The 20,060-nt window shown below is 32.9% G+C and carries 17 protein-coding genes and 1 riboswitch; of the genes, 12 read left to right on the top strand and 5 right to left on the bottom strand.

All coding sequences use genetic code 11. From position 1 onward, the window contains the following. Window positions 1–2: 2 nt before the first annotated feature. The 5 genes from EU510_RS02740 to EU510_RS02760 all read right to left on the bottom strand — a co-directional run bounded on the left by EU510_RS02740 (window position 3) and on the right by EU510_RS02760 (window position 6,133). Window positions 3–1,493: a SulP family inorganic anion transporter gene (locus EU510_RS02740; protein WP_149592153.1), complete on the bottom strand. Its 1,491-nt coding sequence runs from the start codon at window positions 1,491–1,493 to the stop codon at window positions 3–5. Between the two features lie 264 nt (window positions 1,494–1,757). Further along, a complete protein-coding gene (locus EU510_RS02745; protein WP_149592154.1) occupies window positions 1,758–3,713 on the bottom strand; it encodes an EAL domain-containing protein in 1,956 nt (651 codons plus the stop codon). After that, the gene (locus tag EU510_RS02750; RefSeq protein WP_262501183.1) at window positions 3,679–4,362 is read right to left on the bottom strand and encodes a transglutaminase-like cysteine peptidase; all 684 of its coding nucleotides are present in this window, start codon (window positions 4,360–4,362) and stop codon (window positions 3,679–3,681) included. The genes EU510_RS02745 and EU510_RS02750 overlap by 35 nt, the downstream gene beginning before the upstream one ends. Window positions 4,363–4,392: 30 nt before the next feature. Further along, window positions 4,393–5,706 carry an O-antigen ligase family protein gene (locus EU510_RS02755; protein ID WP_149592155.1) on the bottom strand — a complete coding sequence of 438 codons (1,314 nt, stop codon included), beginning with the start codon at window positions 5,704–5,706 and terminating at the stop codon, window positions 4,393–4,395. 28 nt (window positions 5,707–5,734) lie between these two features. Continuing rightward, window positions 5,735–6,133, bottom strand: a complete 399-nt coding sequence (locus tag EU510_RS02760; RefSeq protein WP_149592156.1) for a hypothetical protein — start codon at window positions 6,131–6,133, stop codon at window positions 5,735–5,737. Between the two features lie 311 nt (window positions 6,134–6,444). After that, window positions 6,445–6,536, top strand: a riboswitch (cyclic di-GMP riboswitch). A gap of 35 nt (window positions 6,537–6,571) precedes the next feature. On the opposite strand from EU510_RS02760, the gene EU510_RS02765 reads away from it, so the two are divergent. From EU510_RS02765 to EU510_RS02820, 12 genes are all read left to right on the top strand, one after another. After that, the gene (locus EU510_RS02765; RefSeq protein WP_149592157.1) at window positions 6,572–8,116 is read left to right on the top strand and encodes a calcium-binding protein; all 1,545 of its coding nucleotides are present in this window, start codon (window positions 6,572–6,574) and stop codon (window positions 8,114–8,116) included. Window positions 8,117–8,176: 60 nt separating this feature from the next. After that, window positions 8,177–9,790: an ATP-binding cassette domain-containing protein gene (locus EU510_RS02770; protein ID WP_149592158.1), complete on the top strand. Its 1,614-nt coding sequence runs from the start codon at window positions 8,177–8,179 to the stop codon at window positions 9,788–9,790. Further along, a complete protein-coding gene (locus EU510_RS02775) occupies window positions 9,783–11,054 on the top strand; it encodes an HlyD family type I secretion periplasmic adaptor subunit (RefSeq protein ID WP_149592159.1) in 1,272 nt (423 codons plus the stop codon). The genes EU510_RS02770 and EU510_RS02775 overlap by 8 nt, the downstream gene beginning before the upstream one ends. Window positions 11,055–11,384: 330 nt before the next feature. Beyond that, on the top strand, window positions 11,385–12,611 hold the full coding sequence (locus EU510_RS02780) for an oligosaccharide flippase family protein (RefSeq protein ID WP_188085389.1): 1,227 nt from the start codon (window positions 11,385–11,387) through the stop codon (window positions 12,609–12,611). 157 nt (window positions 12,612–12,768) lie between these two features. Beyond that, entirely contained in the window at window positions 12,769–13,206 is a 438-nt protein-coding gene (locus EU510_RS02785) for a CatB-related O-acetyltransferase (protein ID WP_188085390.1), read from the top strand. Window positions 13,207–13,222: 16 nt separating this feature from the next. Next, window positions 13,223–14,431: an O-antigen ligase family protein gene (locus EU510_RS02790; RefSeq protein ID WP_149592162.1), complete on the top strand. Its 1,209-nt coding sequence runs from the start codon at window positions 13,223–13,225 to the stop codon at window positions 14,429–14,431. Further along, window positions 14,418–15,368 (top strand): glycosyltransferase family 2 protein, encoded by a 951-nt coding sequence (locus EU510_RS02795; RefSeq protein WP_149592163.1) that lies wholly within the window; start codon window positions 14,418–14,420, stop codon window positions 15,366–15,368. The genes EU510_RS02790 and EU510_RS02795 overlap by 14 nt, the downstream gene beginning before the upstream one ends. Before the next feature lie 4 nt (window positions 15,369–15,372). Next, window positions 15,373–16,608 (top strand): glycosyltransferase family 4 protein, encoded by a 1,236-nt coding sequence (locus EU510_RS02800; RefSeq protein ID WP_149592164.1) that lies wholly within the window; start codon window positions 15,373–15,375, stop codon window positions 16,606–16,608. Further along, window positions 16,608–17,540: an endonuclease/exonuclease/phosphatase family protein gene (locus tag EU510_RS02805; RefSeq protein ID WP_149592165.1), complete on the top strand. Its 933-nt coding sequence runs from the start codon at window positions 16,608–16,610 to the stop codon at window positions 17,538–17,540. The genes EU510_RS02800 and EU510_RS02805 overlap by 1 nt, the downstream gene beginning before the upstream one ends. Window positions 17,541–17,550: 10 nt before the next feature. Continuing rightward, the gene (locus tag EU510_RS02810) at window positions 17,551–18,396 is read left to right on the top strand and encodes a glycosyltransferase (protein ID WP_149592166.1); all 846 of its coding nucleotides are present in this window, start codon (window positions 17,551–17,553) and stop codon (window positions 18,394–18,396) included. After that, window positions 18,393–18,845, top strand: coding sequence for a UDP-N-acetylglucosamine--LPS N-acetylglucosamine transferase (locus EU510_RS02815; RefSeq protein WP_149592167.1), 453 nt, complete (start codon window positions 18,393–18,395; stop codon window positions 18,843–18,845). Before EU510_RS02810 ends, EU510_RS02815 begins: the two co-directional genes overlap by 4 nt. Continuing rightward, entirely contained in the window at window positions 18,842–19,324 is a 483-nt protein-coding gene (locus EU510_RS02820; RefSeq protein WP_188085391.1) for a glycosyltransferase, read from the top strand. Before EU510_RS02815 ends, EU510_RS02820 begins: the two co-directional genes overlap by 4 nt. The last annotated feature ends 736 nt before the right edge of the window (window positions 19,325–20,060 follow it).

Consider the following 20,060-nt stretch of genomic DNA (forward strand, 5'->3'; position numbering starts at 1 on the left):
CCTTAATGTCCGCCAAGTAGTTTTTCGACTTCTTCAGGGTTGTTATGCACACCAAATTTATCAATTACAGTTTCGGTTGCGCTATTCATACCAATAATATTAACCGTTGCGCCTTCACGTCTAAATTTAATAACCACCTTGTCGAGTGACGATACACCAGTTATATCCCAAAAATGTGCATGGGTTAAATCAATTACGACGTTAGAAATTGCATTTTTAAAATCGAACGATGCAATAAATTGCTCAGCTGAGGCAAAAAACACTTGGCCAACTACTTCATAGATTATTTTATCGTTGCCTTCATCATGCTTGGTTTTAACCACCATAAAGCGACCAATTTTATTGGCAAAAAACAGCGTAGCTAACAACACACCAACTAAAACGCCAATGGCTAGGTTATGCGTGGCAACCACTACAATAACGGTGGAAATCATCACTACGTTTGACGAAAGTGGGTTCTTTTTTAAATCCTTAACAGATGTCCATGAAAACGTACCAATCGATACCATAATCATTACCGCAACTAAGGCTGCCATAGGAATTAAACGCAGCCACTCATCTAAAAACACCACCATAATGATTAAAAATGAGCCTGCAATAAAGGTAGAAAGTCTGCCGCGACCACCTGATTTAACATTAATAATTGATTGCCCAATCATGGCGCAACCCGCCATACCACCAAATAAGCCTGCACCAATATTGGCAATACCTTGGCCCTTACATTCTTTATTACGATCGCTCGTTGTATCAGTTAAGTCATCAACAATAGTGGCGGTCATCATTKACTCAAGTAAGCCGACAACAGCAAGACCAATTGAATACGGTAAAACAATTTGCAGCGTTTCGAGTGTTAGCGGTACATCGGGCCATAAAAATATAGGTAGAGTGTCTGGTAGTTCGCCCATGTCACCAACGGTTCTTATATCAAGACCCAAAAATATTGAAACCAGTGTAATAACAACAATACACACTAAAGGAGAGGGAAGTATTTTGCCAATTGTTGGAATATACGGGAATAAGTAAATAATACCTAAGCCCGCTGCGGTCATGGCGTAAACATGCCAAGTAACATTAGTCAGCTCAGGTAACTGCGCCATAAATATTAAAATCGCCAGCGCGTTTACAAACCCTGTTACAACAGAGCGCGATACAAACCGCATTAATTCACCGAGCTTTAAAAAGCCTGCAAATATTTGTAGTACACCAGTGAGTAAGGTAGCAACCAGTAAGTATTCCAAACCATGATCTTTAACCAGCGTCACCATTAATAGCGCCATTGCACCGGTGGCCGCCGATATCATACCAGGGCGTCCGCCTACAAAGGCAATAATAACCGCAATACAAAAAGAGGCGTATAAGCCTACTTTTGGATCAACACCGGCAATAATAGAAAAAGCAATCGCTTCAGGTATTAGGGCAAGCGCCACAACAATACCAGCAAGCACATCGCCACGAATATTAGAGAGCCAATCTCTTTTTACGTGATCAAACATGTAAATAACCTAATTAGTTAGTTTCCCAAAGTACAGGGGAATATTTTATTTAAATAACAGTGATTCTCGCGCAGACGGCGATTAAGGTTGCACGTAACGTGCTGATGAAAAGGGGAGTGGTTGCCTAGGGCGGCGTAAGTTTCAAGAAAAAAGCTCCTTTTGATTAGTTAAATTCGTAAAGTAATAAGTAACTGAAATATTTAATTTTTTGGCTATTTAGTCTTATAGCTATATTTAAGCATGGGTTATTAACTGCTTTAGGCACTATGCCTCAGAGCCTATACGATAGGGTAGAGCTATATATCTACCTTGAAAATATTCACACTTATTTTCAATAAGGATATCATAGGTTTCATTATCTTCAATTAGGCATGTAATAAACTTTATACCTAAGCCGTGCGAGAGCGTAATCAATGTTCTTAGGAAGTATTGATTTTCTTCACATTTAAGGTTGCTAATAAAGCTTCCATCTAGCTTAACGTAATCAATATTTAAGCCTTGCAGATATTTTATAGAAGTTAAATTTATAGCAAAGTGTTCTATACAAACCCTGAAACCAAGTTTTTTTAGCGCTGCTATTACTTGAGCAGCTTTTTGCTGACTATCAATTATTACAGTTTCTTTTATTTCGAAAATAAGTTTTAAAGATTTTTCTTTAGCTATTTTACTTATAGATTCAAGCCAAGATATAAACTCATTGCTGTAAAGAGACTGCTTAGCTAAGTTAATTGCAATTGGTTTATCGTATCGAGTTAAATCTTGTGCTAATAACCCTGTTATTATTGCTTTATCTAGCCCAACAGTTAGCTCAAGCCGCTCTGCCATAGTGAACAACTGATTGTTATTAAGGGGCTTATTATTGTATAAGACATTAGAAAATAATTCATAGTATTCAACTTCCTTTAAATTATTTTTTATTGGCTGAACGCTAAAATTAATTTCTTTATTTTTAATTACATGGTTGATAACACTGCGCCACTGAGTAAAAGATATTGCAGATAGGTTTGAGTTAGAAATTATATCGACTTCATGAGGTGATGTGTCTAGTTGCGACAGTAAATCACTTAAAGTACATGTTTTATGGTAATCAATGGCAGAAACTCGAGCATAAGGAGAGTCTAATTCTGTGACCTTCTTTTGAGAAAAGTCGCGGCTCAAATGTTCTAGCATTTCTTGCCTATACTCTATGCTAACACTCAGCATTAAGATAAACGTGCCTCCCGATATTCTAAATATTTCACTTTCTTGAGAAAAGTTAAAGTTCTTTTGAATAATGTTTTTAACTTCAAATACGTAGTTGTCTCCAGCAGCAAATCCAAAATTTTTATTAATAGACATTAAAGAATCTAGGGAGATAAGTATTAGGCATGAAACATCATCTTTGTTCATGCCTGTTTGAGTTGCACTAAATTGATTCTCAAATGCTCGTCGGTTGCCTAACTTAGTAAGTTCGTCTTGAAAAACCTTTTTAGATAAACTTTCACTATGCTCTGATAAAGACTGGAAAGTCGAGTTTAAGTTTCTTACCATATTGTTCATTGCTTTGGTAACCGTTCTCAACTCTATTGAAAAGGGGACATCATTATTAATAATAAATTTTTTATATGTTACTGATTGAGCTTGCTTCTCAAGTTTTTTTAGGGGTCTAAATATAGCACTAAGTATAAAGTAACCTAGTATTAGGCTAATGATCAAAAGAGCTAAAGAGGTAATACAGGTGTCTATCGCATGCTTCCACAACTTTTCATAGGAAAGGCCTGGGTGGCTCTCGACTATTAAGGTACCGGCTATATTCCATCCATTATTAACTTCACTTGACTCAGGTACACTTGGAAGTTCAAACATAGATATAAACCAAGGCGGAATATCTTGTGACGTTAGTGGATTAACCCTTTCAATTAAAGTATTACCTTTTTTATCAACAAATCTGATGCTGTGATAGTAGCCAGAGTCAAATATAGCGGAGATCATGGTCTCGGCTATAACTAAATTTTCTTCATCAGTATAAGGAGAAATAGATAAACCTAAATTAATAGCTGCGTCATTAGCATGTACGCTCATTTGCTCTGTAAAGTAGGTTTTAGTTGTATTAATGTCAATAATTAAACGTGCAAAAAAAGAAATTGAAACAAGTAAAAAGATCAAACCATATATTTGCGTCCTGAGACTCATACCAATATTAACTTTATTCTTCAATTTTAATTTCTCCATTACTAACATTTATATCCACCTCTATACGCTCAATCATATCCTGCCAAGATTTTAAGCCATGCTGATTACGAACTTTCTTTCCTATACCTCTTGCCTTTGAAAGCCAGAGGCCATGACCATTAAAGCTGTATATCGGTTTTAGGTCTGGACGTTTTGTCGCGGGTAAAATCTTATGTTCATAGTTATCAAGTATAAGTGGAGGTGAATCATCGTTTTCTAAATAAATTAATACCATATGGGGTACGTCAACAGTTAGCTGACGTACATACATTAACCTAAGCTTATCTTCAGGAAAGCCTAGGGTAAGAAGGGAAAAATATTTAGCAATAGCATAATCTTCGCAATCGCCACCTCCACGGCCTATAGTTTCAATGGGGGACGCCCAATAATCTTTTTTGTTCCAAAAATCGATATCCTCATAATATTTAATCTCTTCGTTAAAAAACATATTTACAGTATTTAATTGTGACCATTTGCTAGCAGATTGACTATTCTCTAATAGCTTTAACCAACTGCCATAACGATTGACACCATTTTTATTGTATTTATTTTCAATTAACTGTAATAATTTTTTATTATTGAGTTTATCCTCTATTTTTTGAGAAAAAACAAATAAGGAAAAAACACACATACAGATAAATATTATTTTTTTTTTCAAATGCTTTTATTACCTAAAAATATTTAAAATTCAATTTTTTGCCAATCTTTTTTTACTACTAAGTAGACCTAAACATATTATAACAATAAAAGTCATTGCATTAGCTGTCGCCTGCAGTGGGAAATCTACAATAATGTGGAGAATCATAAATGTAATCGCAGTAGCCACTCCAAAACTGACTCCTTGGTATAAAGGCGATGCTCGTTGAGTCATATTCCTAAAGCAAATGTATAAAATATAAAGTAATGACAAAAAGCTTAAAAAGCAGCTTAGAACACCAAACTCAATTGCAAATTGCACATACTCGTTATGTGCATGATCGTAAAAGCCGGAGTAAGGTATTGATTGTTTGGTAGGAAATAGTCCGTAATAAGAGCCACCTCCAGATCCAGATAAGTAGTATTGCTTAACTAATGGAATTGAGTCTTGGATAACTTCATCTCTTGTTTCTTCAATAAAGCTAGTTTCAGCTAATCTTTCTTGTAATTTATCGGCACCAAAAAGGCTACCCACAATAATAGTATCAAGTACAAAAAAACTAATAATAAGATATTTTAAAGACCACGGCTTTGATTTATAAAATTTAAGAGCAAATAAGCTTACTGAGGCGAGAGATACTAAAAATGCAATATTACCCATTCTTGAGCGAGTTAGAAGTAATGCGACAACAATAATTATAAGGCACAATCGTATAACTAATTTTTTGGATAAAAGCGCTTTTATAAAATCCCTGAAATAATGAGTTAACTTACTATTAGAATTTTTTTTAATATCTAGTTCATTAATTATAAAACCAATCCCAATTGACAAAATCATGGCAAGGTAATTAGCTAAATGGTTATGGTATACAAAAGAGCCATTAGCCCTTTGTGAGTACTGGAAACCAAAAAAAGGAGAGTTGGAGGGAGGTGATAAATTTAAAAATGTAGCATAAATTGCTTGAAATAATCCTGCAATAATTAAGGCGTAGATAACGGTCGTGATTCTTTTTTTATCGATGGTGTATACACAAATAAGCCAAGCAAACATAAAAAAACTAGCTGTTTTTAATAGCACTATTTTTGTTTGTATAGGATCTGTTGAATAAGAAAAAATAATCTGGATTAGTAAAGTAAGTAATAAGGTACCAATTAAAGTAAAAATTGGCCAAGTACGCAGAGGAGGGAAAAAGCCATTTTTTTTATATATATTGATTATACAATGTAAAAAAAACAATGCAAAAACAATAAGTTCCGAAATTGCCCAAGCCCACGGTCTATTACTACCTAAAGGAATAGGAAGCCAAATAATTAAACTACAAAGGCTATAAAAAATAAATTTATTAAGCATAAAAAGAAAACCCATAAAATGGGTTCCTTATAGAAGACTAAAATTAGTTACTTGAAGCTGTTGTTCCGCCGCCACCGCCACCAGAACCAGTAGAACCTGTTAAAGGCGTGCCTACTCCAGAGGTTAAACCTGGACCACCTGCAGCAGTACCAGAGCTAATAAGTTCTAAATTTAAATTAGGGTTAGAACTTGCTAAAACAATTAAATCATCTTCTGACATGCCATTCGCTTTAGCAAAAGCAAAAAATGACTCTTGTTGACTTTCAGTAAGGGATAGATTGGCAAATAATGTACTCAAACAATCTTTTTTTACAGTATCGGCTAGGGCTAAACACTCAGAAAGTTGTTCTGAAGCAATATTAGCTTTCTCATCTGAGTCTTGTTGCGCTGATACCATTAGAGGGAAAGCGAGAATTATGATTAAAAAACTTACCTTTTTCATTTATTTACATCCTTATGTTAATTCAAACTTATTATAAACAATCTAGTATCAATTTGTTAATTAACCAAAGTATATATTTAATAAAATAATTTGCATCTTTTTTATTTATAGTCATTGTGGGGAGAGTGACATAAATTAATGCTTATGTCTAAGGTATTAATCATTAGCCTTATTTAACAGGATGTTAAAAATTATGTGAGTTTTAACTTGTTTTGTTTATTTCTAAGCGTTAATATTTCACAAAATATACGCCGTGCTCTTCAATGTGTAGTCTTCATTCACATAAAAGATTTGTATATTTTCAATCTTTAGTTTAAGAAAGCCAAACTTGATGCGAATCAAGGACGGAAAGCCACGGGTCTCCTCAAGGAATTAGTATCAGGATGATAGCCGGGTTGCTGAACATTATTATTTATAATTATAAATGTGAGGCACAAAATGAACACTTCAAATTTAGAAATAATCACCTCAGGAATCACAGGTTACTATGATTCCATCCAACCAGGCTTAATTGATGATTACAGTGAAAGTGATGAGCCTGTCTTTGCCAGACTTGACCTAGGATGGGTTATTGATAAAGCCGTAGCAAGAAGCTACAGCTGGAATGATTTAATTGATGGAATTGATACTGGAACAATCTCTAATAATTCAATTTTTAGCAATTCACTTATTGGTTCTTCCCACTCTGACGTAATAATTGGAAATGAGCAAAATAACTATCTTGATGGTGGTGATGGAGCTGATTATATTGATGGCGGTAAAGGTAACGATATTATCTTTGGCGGTCTAGGAAAGGACTGGTTAATTGGTGGAAAGGGTAACGATCTTCTTAATGGCGGTGCTGAGTGGGGAGAAACACTCGATGGTGGAGAAGGGCTAGATATAATCGATTATACTGGCGATACTCTTGATGGAAAAGGCGTTTATATACGTTTAGATCAGAATTTTGTTACCACTTTAGAGATCAAAGACTCTCATTCGTGGCTCGATATGATAGACGGCATCAACAATAATACGTTGCAGCATGATAATTTAATTTCTATTGAAAATGCAATTGGTTCGCAATATAGCGACTCAATAAATGGTGACGATGGTGATAATATTCTCCATGGTGGTGTGGGTGGTAACGATTGGATTGGTGGTGGTCGCGGTAATGACACTGCTAGTTATGAAGGAAACACTGAAGATGGAGCTGGTGTATTTGTTCGTTTAAATCTAGGCTGGGCTTGGAGTTCTGAAGACAATTACAACATGACTTGGCAACAGATAGTTGACGGAATTAATAATAATATATTAGACCACGATAAGCTTGGAAGTATTGAAAATGTTATTGGTAGTATTCATTCTGATTCATTAGGTGGAGATAATAATAATAATGTAATCGATGGACGTGAAGGAAATGACTATCTTTCCGGTGGTCATGGTGATGATGTACTGATTGGTGGCTTAGGAGTTGATCATATTGTAGCTGGTAGTGGTAATGATATGATTTTCGCTGATGAAGCAGATTCGTTTATTAATGGTGGAACTGGTTTTGATATTGTTTCGTTTGAGGATGTTAATGGCGATAATGAAGTAAATATTAACCTTGCAAGCCAAAATTACTCAGGCCTCGAAGCTATTGTTATAGGTAGCGACTTACAACAACAAGTACACAATATTAATGTATCGCTTGACCAAATCGCGTCTGATACTGAAGGCACTTACGATGATATGTTTTTTGCTATTGGTATTGATACTCTTACGTTTAGTGACAGCGTTGGAATTGCTTCATTGACTCAAGACTTAGATGGCAATTATGAGGCAGAGTTAATTGCACTTCTTGGCTTAGACGAATCGACTCAATTACAGTCAACAACCTATGAAACTGAGGGCGGAAATTTCGTTACAGTTATCCAAGATGTAATAATTGATTCAGATATGGATATTGGTGGCATAGGCTCGCAAGATTTTATGGGCCAAGAGAGCATGTATATAGCTTAATTGTTACTGATTTAGAACAGCAGCTATAAGTTGCTGTTCTATACTTTAAAAGGAATTAGTGTGAAATCACTAAAGAAGCATATACGCAATCGTGTACGGTGGACATTTTTTTTTAGTTTTGTAACTAGTGTATTAATGCTAGTTGTACCGATTTACTCCTTACAAGTATTTGACCGTGTATTAAGCTCCTTTAGTTTAGACACTCTATATTTACTAACTATTATCGCTGGATGGCTTGTACTCGTTTACGGCTGCTTAGAATGGGCAAAACAGAGGCTATTACATGCAACAGCAAATGAATGGCGTGAGCAAGCAATTAATTTATATGCAGAAACTGGCTTCACAAAAAGTGAAAATGGTAAATTAATTAATGATATAAAACTAGCAGAGACTGGTTTACAAAACCATTTAGCAACAGTTGCCGACATTCCTTGGACAAGTATTTTCTTATTCGTTTTATTAATCATTCACCCAACATTTTTCTATATAGCTATATCGAGTATTTTTATACTCATGATTTTTGCCTGGATAAATTATTTATATAGCCAAAGAGTAAGTAGTCAAGTGTTAGCAAGTGATATGCAAACAAGTATTTTAGTCAATAAAAATTATTTAGTTGCTTCTGGCTTTATTTCTTCAATGGTTTCTATTTGGAAAAAATACACTCAACAATCTTCAAGCACGCAAATAAACTATAAAATAAAAACTTTAAATATTAGTAGTCTATCGAAAACATATAGGCTGCTTGTACAAATAGCAGTTACATGTGTAGGTGTTTCTTATGTTTTGAACCAAGCGTTATCAGTTGGTGGCATGATTGCTGCCAGCTTAATTATTGGACGTGCACTAGCTCCGTTTGAGCAATCTGTTTTGCAATTACAACATTGGGTTACGTGTTACAAAGCATGGAAAAGAGTCACTTCATATAATATAGATAACGAAATTAAAACCGAACCTGCAATCCCTAATGGTTCACTCATTGCGAATAAAGTTATTTATAAGTATAGCAATTTAAATAAAGTATTTATAAAAGCTTTCAGTGCAAACTTTACTTCTTCCCACGTTATTTTGGGTGCTAATGGTTCAGGAAAAACGACTCTTTTAAAAATATTAGCGGATGAATATCAGCCTTTTTCAGGCGATATACGGATTGAAGGAAGTCTTTTAAGTAGCTGGGACTCTATAAGCAAGCAAAAAGTAATCGGGATATATCGCTCAGATATACCTTTAACAAAAACAACTATTATTTCTAATATGGCAGTGGGTGAAAGTCAGGTATATGCAATGGAGTTGGCACAAGAGTTGGGGCTACATAAAAATATAATGCAACATACTAACGGTTACGATACTGAGCTTGTAAATATTGAGGCTCAGCTTAGTAGTTCTGAAATTCAATTAATTATATTAATAAAAGCGCTGTCTAATAAGCCACATATATTAATAGCAGATAATATTGATGACCATTTAGATACTAGAGCCGAAATTGCTTTAGCTAAAATTTTAGCTAAAAGAACAGAGGAAGGTAAAATAACAATTTACTCAGCGAAAAAAATGAATTTGATAAGCAAAGCACAAAACATTATTTACCTTGAAGAAGGTAGTATTCAGTTTAATGGTAAAGCAACTGAGTTTTTTGCTACTCGTAATAAAATGAAAGAGGCTAGTAATGGATAACTTAACAAGCAAAAAATGGTTAATTACCTGCTTTATTATATTTGTCATTGGTTTTGGTACTTTTTTTATTTGGTCTGTATTTTCTACTTTAAGTTCAGCATCTATGGCTGCAGGGAGTGTCGTAGTTAAAGGGCATAAAAAAAGTGTGCAGCATTTAGAGGGGGGGATAATAGAGGCGATTTATATTGAAGAAGGTCAATATATTAATAAAGGCGATATATTATTTAAATTAGCAAAAGACCAATCTCAAAATTTATTTGAACAAACCCAAACCCAATATCAATATGCTAAAGCGGCTTTTCAACGTATTCAAGCTGAACTATCAGGAATTGATACACTTGTATTTACTGATTTCGATCAAAATAATATCGAAATAAAACAAATGATTGATTACCAAATTGAACAGTTTAACGCTAATAAACATAAACAAAATAGTTTAATATCGCTACAAGAAGAAATAAAAGAGCAGAGTACGCAAGAGTTACAAACACTCTTAGCAAGACAAGCATCGGATAAAAAGCAACTAAAAATTGCAGATGAGCAAGTTACTATGTATCAAGAGCTTGAAAAAAAAGGTTACTCTTCTAGAGCGCAATTTTTAAGTGCCAAAAGTAACCAAGAATCTATCCGAGGCCGATTAAGCGAATATATAGGATTAATTCAACGCGCTAAAGCATCGATTAATGAGTCAGAACTATCGCTTGCAAGTATTAAAATTGAACATCAAAAGCAATTGCGAGAAATTTTTGAAAAACAACAAGAGCTATTAAGAATTAGACATTCAGAATACATGCGGGTTAAAGATGTTTTAGATAGAACGACTATTATTAGCCCTATATCAGGATACGTTGTGAATTTATCAGTAAATACACTTCAAGGTGTAATTAGTCCTAGGCAAGTATTATTAGAGATTGTCCCAGATACAGATGATTTATTAGTAGAAGTTTTATTAAACCCTAAAGATATAGAGTCTGTTCACGAGGGAATGAAAGCAAAAATAAGATTATCATCTTATAATATGCGCCGCGTGGCGCCTATTGATGGTGTAGTTGAAAACGTTTCTGCAGATAGAATTTATGACGAAGAAAAAGATATATCGGCTTATAAAGTTAAAGTTAAAATAGAAAATAATAGAACAGATATAGACTTATACCCAGGTATGCCAGCGGAAGTAATGATTTTGCTTGAAGATAGAACGCCAATGGATTATTTACTTTCACCATTAACAGAACTTAATTATAACGCATTTAGAGAAATAGATTAGATTAAAAATAATGCCAATACACTTTAAATTTAAGAATGTATTAGCTTTGGTAATTTAATTTCCCGACCATTTTAATTTTTTTATGAATCGTTTTATATCTAGAATAATTTAAAAAACCATCATCACGTTTTTAAAATAATAATTAAAACTGTTTATTGATTTTATTACTTTGGTTTATTTCGAATTTACTTTACGTATAGTGGTTGGTAAATCATCTAATTAATTTTCATAAGATTCACATCTATTATCGCTTAGTATACTTTTTATCAATAGGTGAATTATTTTGTTTTTCTTGGTAAAATTATATAAATTAATTTATAAGGATGTATTTTGAGTTTACGTGCTTTTTTGAAAGGCTCATCTATACTTTCTCTTGGTCAGATTTTTTCACAGCTAACAGGCTTAATTAGAAATTCATTGATTGGCCATGCAGTGAGTCCGGAGGACTTTGGACGTGCAGCGGTTTTTGCACTTGTAGTTTCTTTGGTGGAATCAATCAGTGAGATCTCAGCAGACAAGTTAATATTGCAATATAAGTATGGGGGTAATAAAAAGGTCATTTCAGGTATTCATTTTTTAAATATCTGTAAGGGTACCTTATGTTCAATACTGATTATTCTTCTACATCCTGTTTTTTTATACTTTTTTGAAATGGAAGAGGCATCTTGGGGTTTATATTTAGTTGCTGTGGTTCCTTTTATAAAGGGTTTTGTTAATTTTGATTTTATTAGAAAGCAACGTGAACTTGAATTTATATATCTAGTGAAGTTAGATTTTTTCTGTCAATTAACTGCACTTTTCATTGCATATATAACTTTAGAGTTTATAGTCGACTATAGAGTGTCTTTATTTGCTATTTTAGCTCAAGCATTATCATATACATTATATTCACACTGGCAGTGTAAGCAAGGATATAGTGCTAAGTTGAACAAACCCATATTAATTAAAACAATAAAGTTTGGTTGGCCATTATTGATAAATGGACTTGGCCTATTCCTTATTTTACAAGGAGATAAATTTATTGTATCGAAGTTTTTTAGTATGGATATCTTAGGGTACTTTGCTGCTCTTACTATGTTAGCTTTAATGCCTGCTGTTATTATTACAAAAGTACTCATGAGCACGCTCCTACCTATATACTCAAATAAAAATCATAAAAATAACTTGATAACCTCAAATATTCCGTATTTTTTATCTTTTTTATACATTATATATATAGTTTTATTTGGTGATTTTTTAATTGACTTGGTTTTTGGTCCGAAATATTTAAAGCAAGATTATATTTTTATCTTATTAGGTTGCATGTGGTTTTTTAGATTATTACAAGCAAAGATAGTTATAAAAGAGATCTCAATTGGAAATACTAGGACTCCTTTGTATGCAACATTAATTCGTCTTTCTTTTGTACCAATATCATTTGTATTTGTATTAATTGAAAATGAATTAAGTAGTATAGTTTATTCAGGTATTCTAGGTGAAATGTTTGCTTTGTTGTATTTGTTATCACTTAGAAAAAGGAGCGCTTTATATGTCTATAATAAAAGTCAAGTTCTCTAGTTTTTTTATTAGTCTATATAGATTCAACTTTTTAAAAAGATTTATTAAATTTATTTTATATAGATTAGAGGGAGGTGAGTTTTACAGTTTTTCATTAAGGGAAATACAGAGCAAATATTATGGAGTCGTCGTTGGTAGATATAGCTATGGAGAGTGCATGAAATTAAATTCATTTCCGGAAGGCGTTACGGTTGGTAATTATAGTTCTATTGCAAGAGGGGTTGTAGTTATCACGCATGATCATCCAATAAATCGAGTGTCTACTCATCCATTTTTTTATAATAAATCGTTAGGTTATACGAAAAAGGAAAAAGTTGAACATACGAAGCTAGAGATAGGAAGTGATGTCTGGATTGGTAATGGGGCAAAAATATTAAGTAAATGCAATTTTATAGGGCATGGAGCTGTTGTGGCCGCGGGTGCAATAGTAACTCGAGATGTCATGCCATATGAAATTGTTGCAGGTGTTCCAGCTAAAAGTAAAGGTTTTCGCTTTAATCAAGAGCGAATTAATGAGTTACTAGAAGAGAAGTGGTGGAATAAAGACGTTGCAGAGTTGATTGATTCAAAAAATAATTTTTTTGATTTAAACTAATGCTGAGATTATTAAAATGAATCCAAAAATTTTGTTGTTAGTTTTTTTTATATGCTTTTTACTCCCTCCTGAGTTGAGTTTTAATTTAGGTAGCATGCGCTTATCACCATATCGCATTGTATTGATTTTGTTTTTCTTCAAGTTGATAAATGAGGTATTGTTTAGCTCCAATAAATCTAAACTGGAAAGTGCTGTTGATTTTTTGATTTTATTTCATTGTTCTTGGTCAATTGCTAGTTTAATGATAAATGAAGGTGTAGGTAAAGGAATTGAGAGTGGTGGGATTTTCTTTGTTGAAACTTTAGGTAGTTACTTACTCGCTAGATATACAATAAAAAACCTAAAAGACTTTGAGTATTTTATTAAAATAGCAATGATATCTTGTTTATTTATATTTCCTTTTGCGTTTTACGAAATGGTTACAGGAACTCATGTTATTAGAGAGTCAGCTGCTTTATTAACTGGCGGATATTTTTTTAATAATATAGAACCTAGAATGGGTCTAACAAGGGCGTATGCAAACTTTGAACATCCGATTTTATTAGGTGTTTTTGGATCGACCTTATTTTTATTTTTTTATTTTTCTAAAAGTATTAATAGTAAATATATAATACCTGGAATAGCCCTGTTTTTAACATTTTCTTCATTATCTTCAGGTGGAATACTCGCTATTGTAATTCAAGGTTTTCTTCTTATATGGCATAAAGTATTTAATACTCTTAAAATAGATAGTAAATGGAAAAAACTTATTGTATTAATAGCTTTTGGATATTTATTATTATCGTTTGTTTCTCAATCACCTTTAAAATTGATTCTGTCTAGAATTACATTTAGCCAGCAAACTGCATATTTTAGAACGTTAATATTTGAATTTGGCTCTGCAGAAGTTGTTCGTAACCCAATATTTGGGATAGGCTTTTCTGATTGGATTAGACCACTGTGGATGCCTCCAAGTGTTGATAATTTTTGGCTATTAACTGCTATGAGGTTTGGTTTACCTTCATTATTATCAATTGTTGCAGCTATATTTATTGTTTCTTCTCAGGTATTGAAAAATCAATGTCATAAATTTTCCCTTCTTTATTTTATTGTTTTATGCTCTTTGATATTTGCAGGTTGCACAGTACATTTTTGGAACCAATTACTTATTTATTTTTATTTCTTTTTAGGAATCGGAATTTCATTTTTTACAAAAGAAAGGACTGAGTTGAATGAAAAACTTTAAATTAACTATCGTTATTGTAAATTGGAATACTAGGCAATTAGTTTTGGATTGTTTAGGTTCTATTTATAGTAATTATACAAGTGATGATTGGAATGTCGTTGTCGTTGATAACAACTCCCATGATAACTCTGCTGATACTTTCGAAAAGGAATATCCGAATATTGAAGTTGTTCGTAATAACGATAATGTTGGTTTTGCTGCTGCTAATAATCAAATATTAAAAAGAGATGACTCTGATTTTTATTTATTACTTAACTCTGACACCTATGTAATTGGGGATGTTCTTCAAAAATCACTGGATTATATTAAAAGTAATGAAAGTTTTGGTGTGATGGGGTGCCGAGTTTTAAATAGTGATAAATCAGTACAATATACATGCTCAAAATTTCCGACCCTTAGTAGCAAAGTAGAACAAGTTTTTCAGTTCACTAAACTCTTTGGTGGTAAATATAAAAGTGATGAATTAATGACTAATTGGCACCGAGATTCTGAACGGGAAGTTGATGTTGTTACTGGTTGTTATTTATTAATTAGAAATATAGTAATACAGCAAGTAGGTGTTTTAGACGAAGATTTTTTCTTTTTCGGTGAGGAAACCGATTGGTGCTACAGAATTAAAAAAGCTGGGTGGAAAATACAGTTTAGTCCTATTGGCGAAATTGTACATTACGGAAGCTTTAGCGCCCAAAAGCTGAGCTATAAAAGAGATTTAATGTTATCGGGAGCAATTGTTCGTTTCTTTTTAAAAAACAGAACAAAAACCGAAGCTGTTTTAGTCTACGTTGTGATGTTTTGTTTTAATGTTTCGCGTGCTTTAGTTTGGACAATTAAATACGTATTTAATCGGAAGATTTTTTCTAAACAAAGGGCATCTTTGTTTTTAAATTGTGTTTTGAGGTACCACAAAGCTTGGCCTACAAATAAGAAAGGGTGGTAATACTGTGAAGAAAAAGCTCCTAATAGTTGCCCCTGGAATATCTCAATTTGATGTCGGCGAAGTATTTGTTGGTTATAAATGGGTACAAGAACTTAGTAAATATTTTGATATTACTGTTTTAACTTTACGATTAAAAGGTAAGCGAACAATAGAAAATGGTGAGCTTCCTGTAAGACTTATCCACTTTGAGGAAAAAAGCGGGTTACACCGTTTTGAACGATTTAACGCTATAGCAAAACCTTGGTATTTTTGTTTTTATCGTGATGTTAAAAAGTGGCTTGATGTAAATGATGAAACCGGAGATAAGTTTGATTGGTATCATCAAATCACACCGATGGCCGCCCGTTACCCATCTCCTCTTGCATCTGGATGTAGAAGGTTTTCTTTAGGTCCTGTTGCTGGTGCACTTCCCGATGTCGACAGTTTTAAAAGTGAACTAGATACGATGTCTTGGTATATGAAATTTAGAGACGTTGATAAATTACGCTTTAAGTATGATCCGATATTAAGAGGTTCTTATCAATCTGCGACAAAGATTATTGCTGCAGCAGATTATATTAAAGAGAAACTGATTTTAGAACTTGGTATTAACGAAAGTACCATTTCGGTTTTGAATGAGTTAGCTGTTGACTCTGTAATGGTTACTGAGAGTGATTTAATCAGCAAATTTAAAGTAAGCACTAAAACTATTAAGCTCCTTTTTGTTGGTCGTTTAGTCAGAACTAAAGGTGTGAAAGATTTAATAAAGTGCTTACCTTTAATACAAAATGATGTGGATTTTCATCTGGATGTTATTGGTGCAGGCACTGATTTAGAAGCATGTATAGATGAAGCACGTAAATTATCGGTACATAATAAAGTTACTTTTCATGGCAAAATGGATCGAAATGATATTGATGCTTTTTATAAATCTGCGGATATTTTTGTTTTTCCAAGCTTTAGAGAACCCACCGGAGGGGTTGTAATTGAAGCACTTAGCTTTGGTTTACCGATGATTGTTCTTGATCATGGAGGACCTCAATCTACAGTAAATAACTCAGTCGCTATTAAATTAAATATTTCAACACCGCAAGCACTTGTCGAAGATCTTGCCAATCAAATTACTTCTCTTAGCTTAGATGACAAACGCAGAGAAGAGATGGCCTTTAACGCATTAGAATATTGCAAAAAAAACTATTTATGGGAAAGTAAAGTTAAAGGGTTTTCGCATACTATGATGAATTGGATGATTGAAAAATAATGAAAGCATTACTCTTTGATCCAATACGTTATCTGGCATTTTTTTTGAGTGTAATTTTAATATTTTGGCTAACCGTTGGGATAGCCAACGATAATTTTATTATTTACAGGTTTTTAAATTACTTTGCACAATATGTATTACTGATTGTTTCAGCTATTACTTTATTATGCTTTTATAAAAAATATAAACTACTGCTTATTATAAATTTATCTTTATTTGGTATTTTGTTTTTAAATATCTTTATTTTTTCGGGGCAGCCAACAAATATCAATTCTACACAATCAAAAAAAAATACCTTATCAGTAGTAAGCTTTAGTAAAATGTCTAGGAATGATAACTTCAAAGAATTAGCGAATATAATTGATTGTAATGAGTTTGATTTAATAGTTGTTCAAGAAATCCCTGATTTTGATACTTTTATAAATAGTACAGATTACAAAAGGAATTGCTTTAGTGTGTATAATGAAAATGTTAAAAAAGCAGTTTTTTCTAAGTTTACCATTGAAGATAGAGGTAATTTAGGTGCCAATCAACTAGTTGATATTTCAATAGGTAAAGAGATAATTACTGTGATAAATGTTCGATTAGATAAAGGAATATTTAATTCTCAGATGCAGATAATGCAGGCTGATAGTTTAGCAAAAGCGATTAAAAAAATTGATAATAAATTGATTGTTCTTGGTGATTTTAATTCTACTGAGTTCAATTATCCTTACCAAGTTATGACTACTCACTTAAATGATTCGCTTAGAGAAGTTGGCTTTAATTTTTCACATACTTTTCCTGGAAAGGCTCGCCGAATAGGTATGTTTGGTCCATTAATACGAATAGATTATATTTTCCATAAGGGGTTTTTTGTTGAAAGTGCTTATGTGATAGATAGTTCGTATGGTTCAGACCATTATCCAGTCTATACAAAGTTCTCATTTTAAGGATTATTAAATGAGTGAAATGAATATGTTACCAGCTATTATTATCCCTGCTTATAACGAGCGCAGTGTAATAGCCCGTACTTTAAAACCGCTTTATCAGGGTGTAAAAGAGGGGAAATATACAATTACAGTTGCTGTAAATGGTAGTAACGATGGTTCTGTCGATTTTATTCGTAATGAATTTCCTGCCGTGTGTTGTTTAGATATTGAATTAGGATCAAAGACCAACGCAATAAATATTGCCGAAAAATCCAATGTTGGTTTTCCTCGTATTTATATGGATGCTGACGTTGTAGTTAATTATGACGGGCTTCTGTCTCTAATAAATACTTTGGAATCTTCGGTATCACCTTTGTTAGTTGCTCCTAAGGCTGTTATGGAATTTAGTAGCTCTAGTATATTTGTAAAAGCTTTTTATCGGGCTTGGTTTAAAACTAAATTCTATACTTCACAAGGGTTTGGTAGCGGTGTATATGGTTTAAATAAGCAAGCTAGAGCGTATTTTAAATTATTTCCTGATGTGATTGCTGATGATGGGTTTATAAGAGAAGTCGTGCCTATTTCAAAACAGCAGGTTGATACTAATTGTACATCTATAGTTACTGCACCAAAAAAAATCGGTGATTTAATTAAAATTAAAACACGGAGTAAGCTTGGTAATATTGAGCTTAAGAATAAGTCTCTAGTTATTAATAAAAATTTACCATCAAAGCGCTTCGTTTCAATGCCAACCGTTTTTGAATTTATGGTTTATGGTCTAGTAAATTTAATAGCAACGAAATTGGCGAATAAAAAATATAAATCTTTAGAAACATACCAATGGCAAAAAGATGAATCATCAAGGAATGTGGAATGAAAAAAAAATTAGTGATGGCAATAGCTTCTCGAGGTGGTCATTGGATTCAGCTAAATCGATTATCAGCGGTTTGGGAAGAGCAAGATGTTATTTTTATAACTAATGACCCATCGCTTGAAAGTCATGTTGGTAATGCTAAATTTGAAACTGTTATTGATGCCAATATGGATAAAAAGTTGAAATTAATTTTTTTAGCTGCCCAGACTTTTTTTAAGGTTTTGAAACATCGACCAGATGTAATTATAAGTACAGGCGCTGCACCTGGTTTTTTTGCTTTAATTTGGGGGAAATTAATTGGCGCTAAAACTGTTTGGGTCGACTCTGTAGCAAATGCGGATGAGTTATCTTTAGCAGGAAAAAAAGTATCAAAGATTGCAGATGTTTGGCTTACGCAATGGCCTGAAGTAGCAAAAGAAGATGGTCCTTTATACAAAGGGAGAGTATTTTGATTTTTGTAACTGTAGGTACACAGCTTTCATTTGATCGACTTGTTAAACAAGCCGAAAATTGGGCGATTGAAAATAACTATACAGATATAGTTTTTCAAGTGGGTAGCCAAGGCTATAAACCTCTTACAGGTAGGTCGTTTGAATTTATATCAGGAAAAGAAGCTGATGATTATTTTAATGAGGCATCGGTTGTTATTGGCCATGCAGGTATGGGAACTATTTTATCTTGTTTAAGTGAAGGAAAGCCTTTAGTTGTTATGCCTAGACTTTATACATTAAATGAACATCGAAATGACCATCAGTTGGCAACATATTCTAAATTAAAATATTTAGATGGTTTATTTCCTGCAGATGATGAGTTAATGCTCAATAACGCGATTAATGATGCGCTTAAGAGTAACTCAAAAAGCCACGCATTTAATAGTAGGGCTCCAGTTGAAATAACTGACTATATTAAAAGCCGTATTTATTCGTTTTAAGATGGGGGGTTGCCAGCGCAGAAATCTCCTTAATAGGTTTATGTAACTGACGCTCCCTAATTTAATCAAGTTAATATACCTTTGTTTTATTAATTCCAGAGATTATAAAATCATCTCAATATTATTTTTAGGCTCGATATTTTCCCAAAGAAATAGTATATAAAATACTAAAAATTTAATACTCCCTCAAAGTAGCCTGTACTACGAATCACATATATTTGTTTAGCCTTTAGTTGATTAAATACGACGTGCCTCAGTGTAGCAAATACAGGCACTCCAGCTTCATATTAATTTGGTGCATGCTTTCACTCTAGTGGATTATCATGATCTAAATTCTGGGCATCCAGACAAAAACGTGCTGACGGCTAAGAATAAGATATCAAATAGTTTATGAACCTTTTCACATTGTTGGTGAGGGTCATTGATTGATTTTAAATAGCTGAATATCAGACATAGAGATACTTCTTAAAAAAGAAGTATAAAGTCATACTTTTAAGTCAAGATATAGCTCGTCAGCTCGTTCTATCTTTATGTTTTATTAAAAGAATTTCAGCATTACTGTATTTCTTGGTTTTTTGCAGATTATTTAAATTATTACTATGCCTATATTTATGAAATTTCAAGTTCGTGAGTAGATTAATTTCAATATGAAAATAACAAGGAAAAAATACAAACTAAACAAAATTAAACTCGTTTAATTTTGTTTAGTTTGTATTTTTTTTGTATGTAAATGTTT

The sequence above is a fragment of the Pseudoalteromonas sp. FUC4 genome (assembly GCF_008370255.1).
Classification (GTDB): domain Bacteria; phylum Pseudomonadota; class Gammaproteobacteria; order Enterobacterales; family Alteromonadaceae; genus Pseudoalteromonas.

Coding starts and splice junctions, on each gene's coding strand:
- EU510_RS02810 (WP_149592166.1), top strand. CDS start 17,551: ATGAGTGAAATGAATATGTTACCAGCTATTATTATCCCTGCTTATAAC.
- EU510_RS02755 (WP_149592155.1), bottom strand. CDS start 5,706: ATGGGTTTTCTTTTTATGCTTAATAAATTTATTTTTTATAGCCTTTGT.
- EU510_RS02745 (WP_149592154.1), bottom strand. CDS start 3,713: ATGTTAGTAATGGAGAAATTAAAATTGAAGAATAAAGTTAATATTGGT.
- EU510_RS02760 (WP_149592156.1), bottom strand. CDS start 6,133: ATGAAAAAGGTAAGTTTTTTAATCATAATTCTCGCTTTCCCTCTAATG.
- EU510_RS02785 (WP_188085390.1), top strand. CDS start 12,769: ATGAAATTAAATTCATTTCCGGAAGGCGTTACGGTTGGTAATTATAGT.
- EU510_RS02795 (WP_149592163.1), top strand. CDS start 14,418: ATGAAAAACTTTAAATTAACTATCGTTATTGTAAATTGGAATACTAGG.
- EU510_RS02805 (WP_149592165.1), top strand. CDS start 16,608: ATGAAAGCATTACTCTTTGATCCAATACGTTATCTGGCATTTTTTTTG.
- EU510_RS02775 (WP_149592159.1), top strand. CDS start 9,783: ATGGATAACTTAACAAGCAAAAAATGGTTAATTACCTGCTTTATTATA.
- EU510_RS02790 (WP_149592162.1), top strand. CDS start 13,223: ATGAATCCAAAAATTTTGTTGTTAGTTTTTTTTATATGCTTTTTACTC.
- EU510_RS02765 (WP_149592157.1), top strand. CDS start 6,572: ATGAACACTTCAAATTTAGAAATAATCACCTCAGGAATCACAGGTTAC.
- EU510_RS02815 (WP_149592167.1), top strand. CDS start 18,393: ATGAAAAAAAAATTAGTGATGGCAATAGCTTCTCGAGGTGGTCATTGG.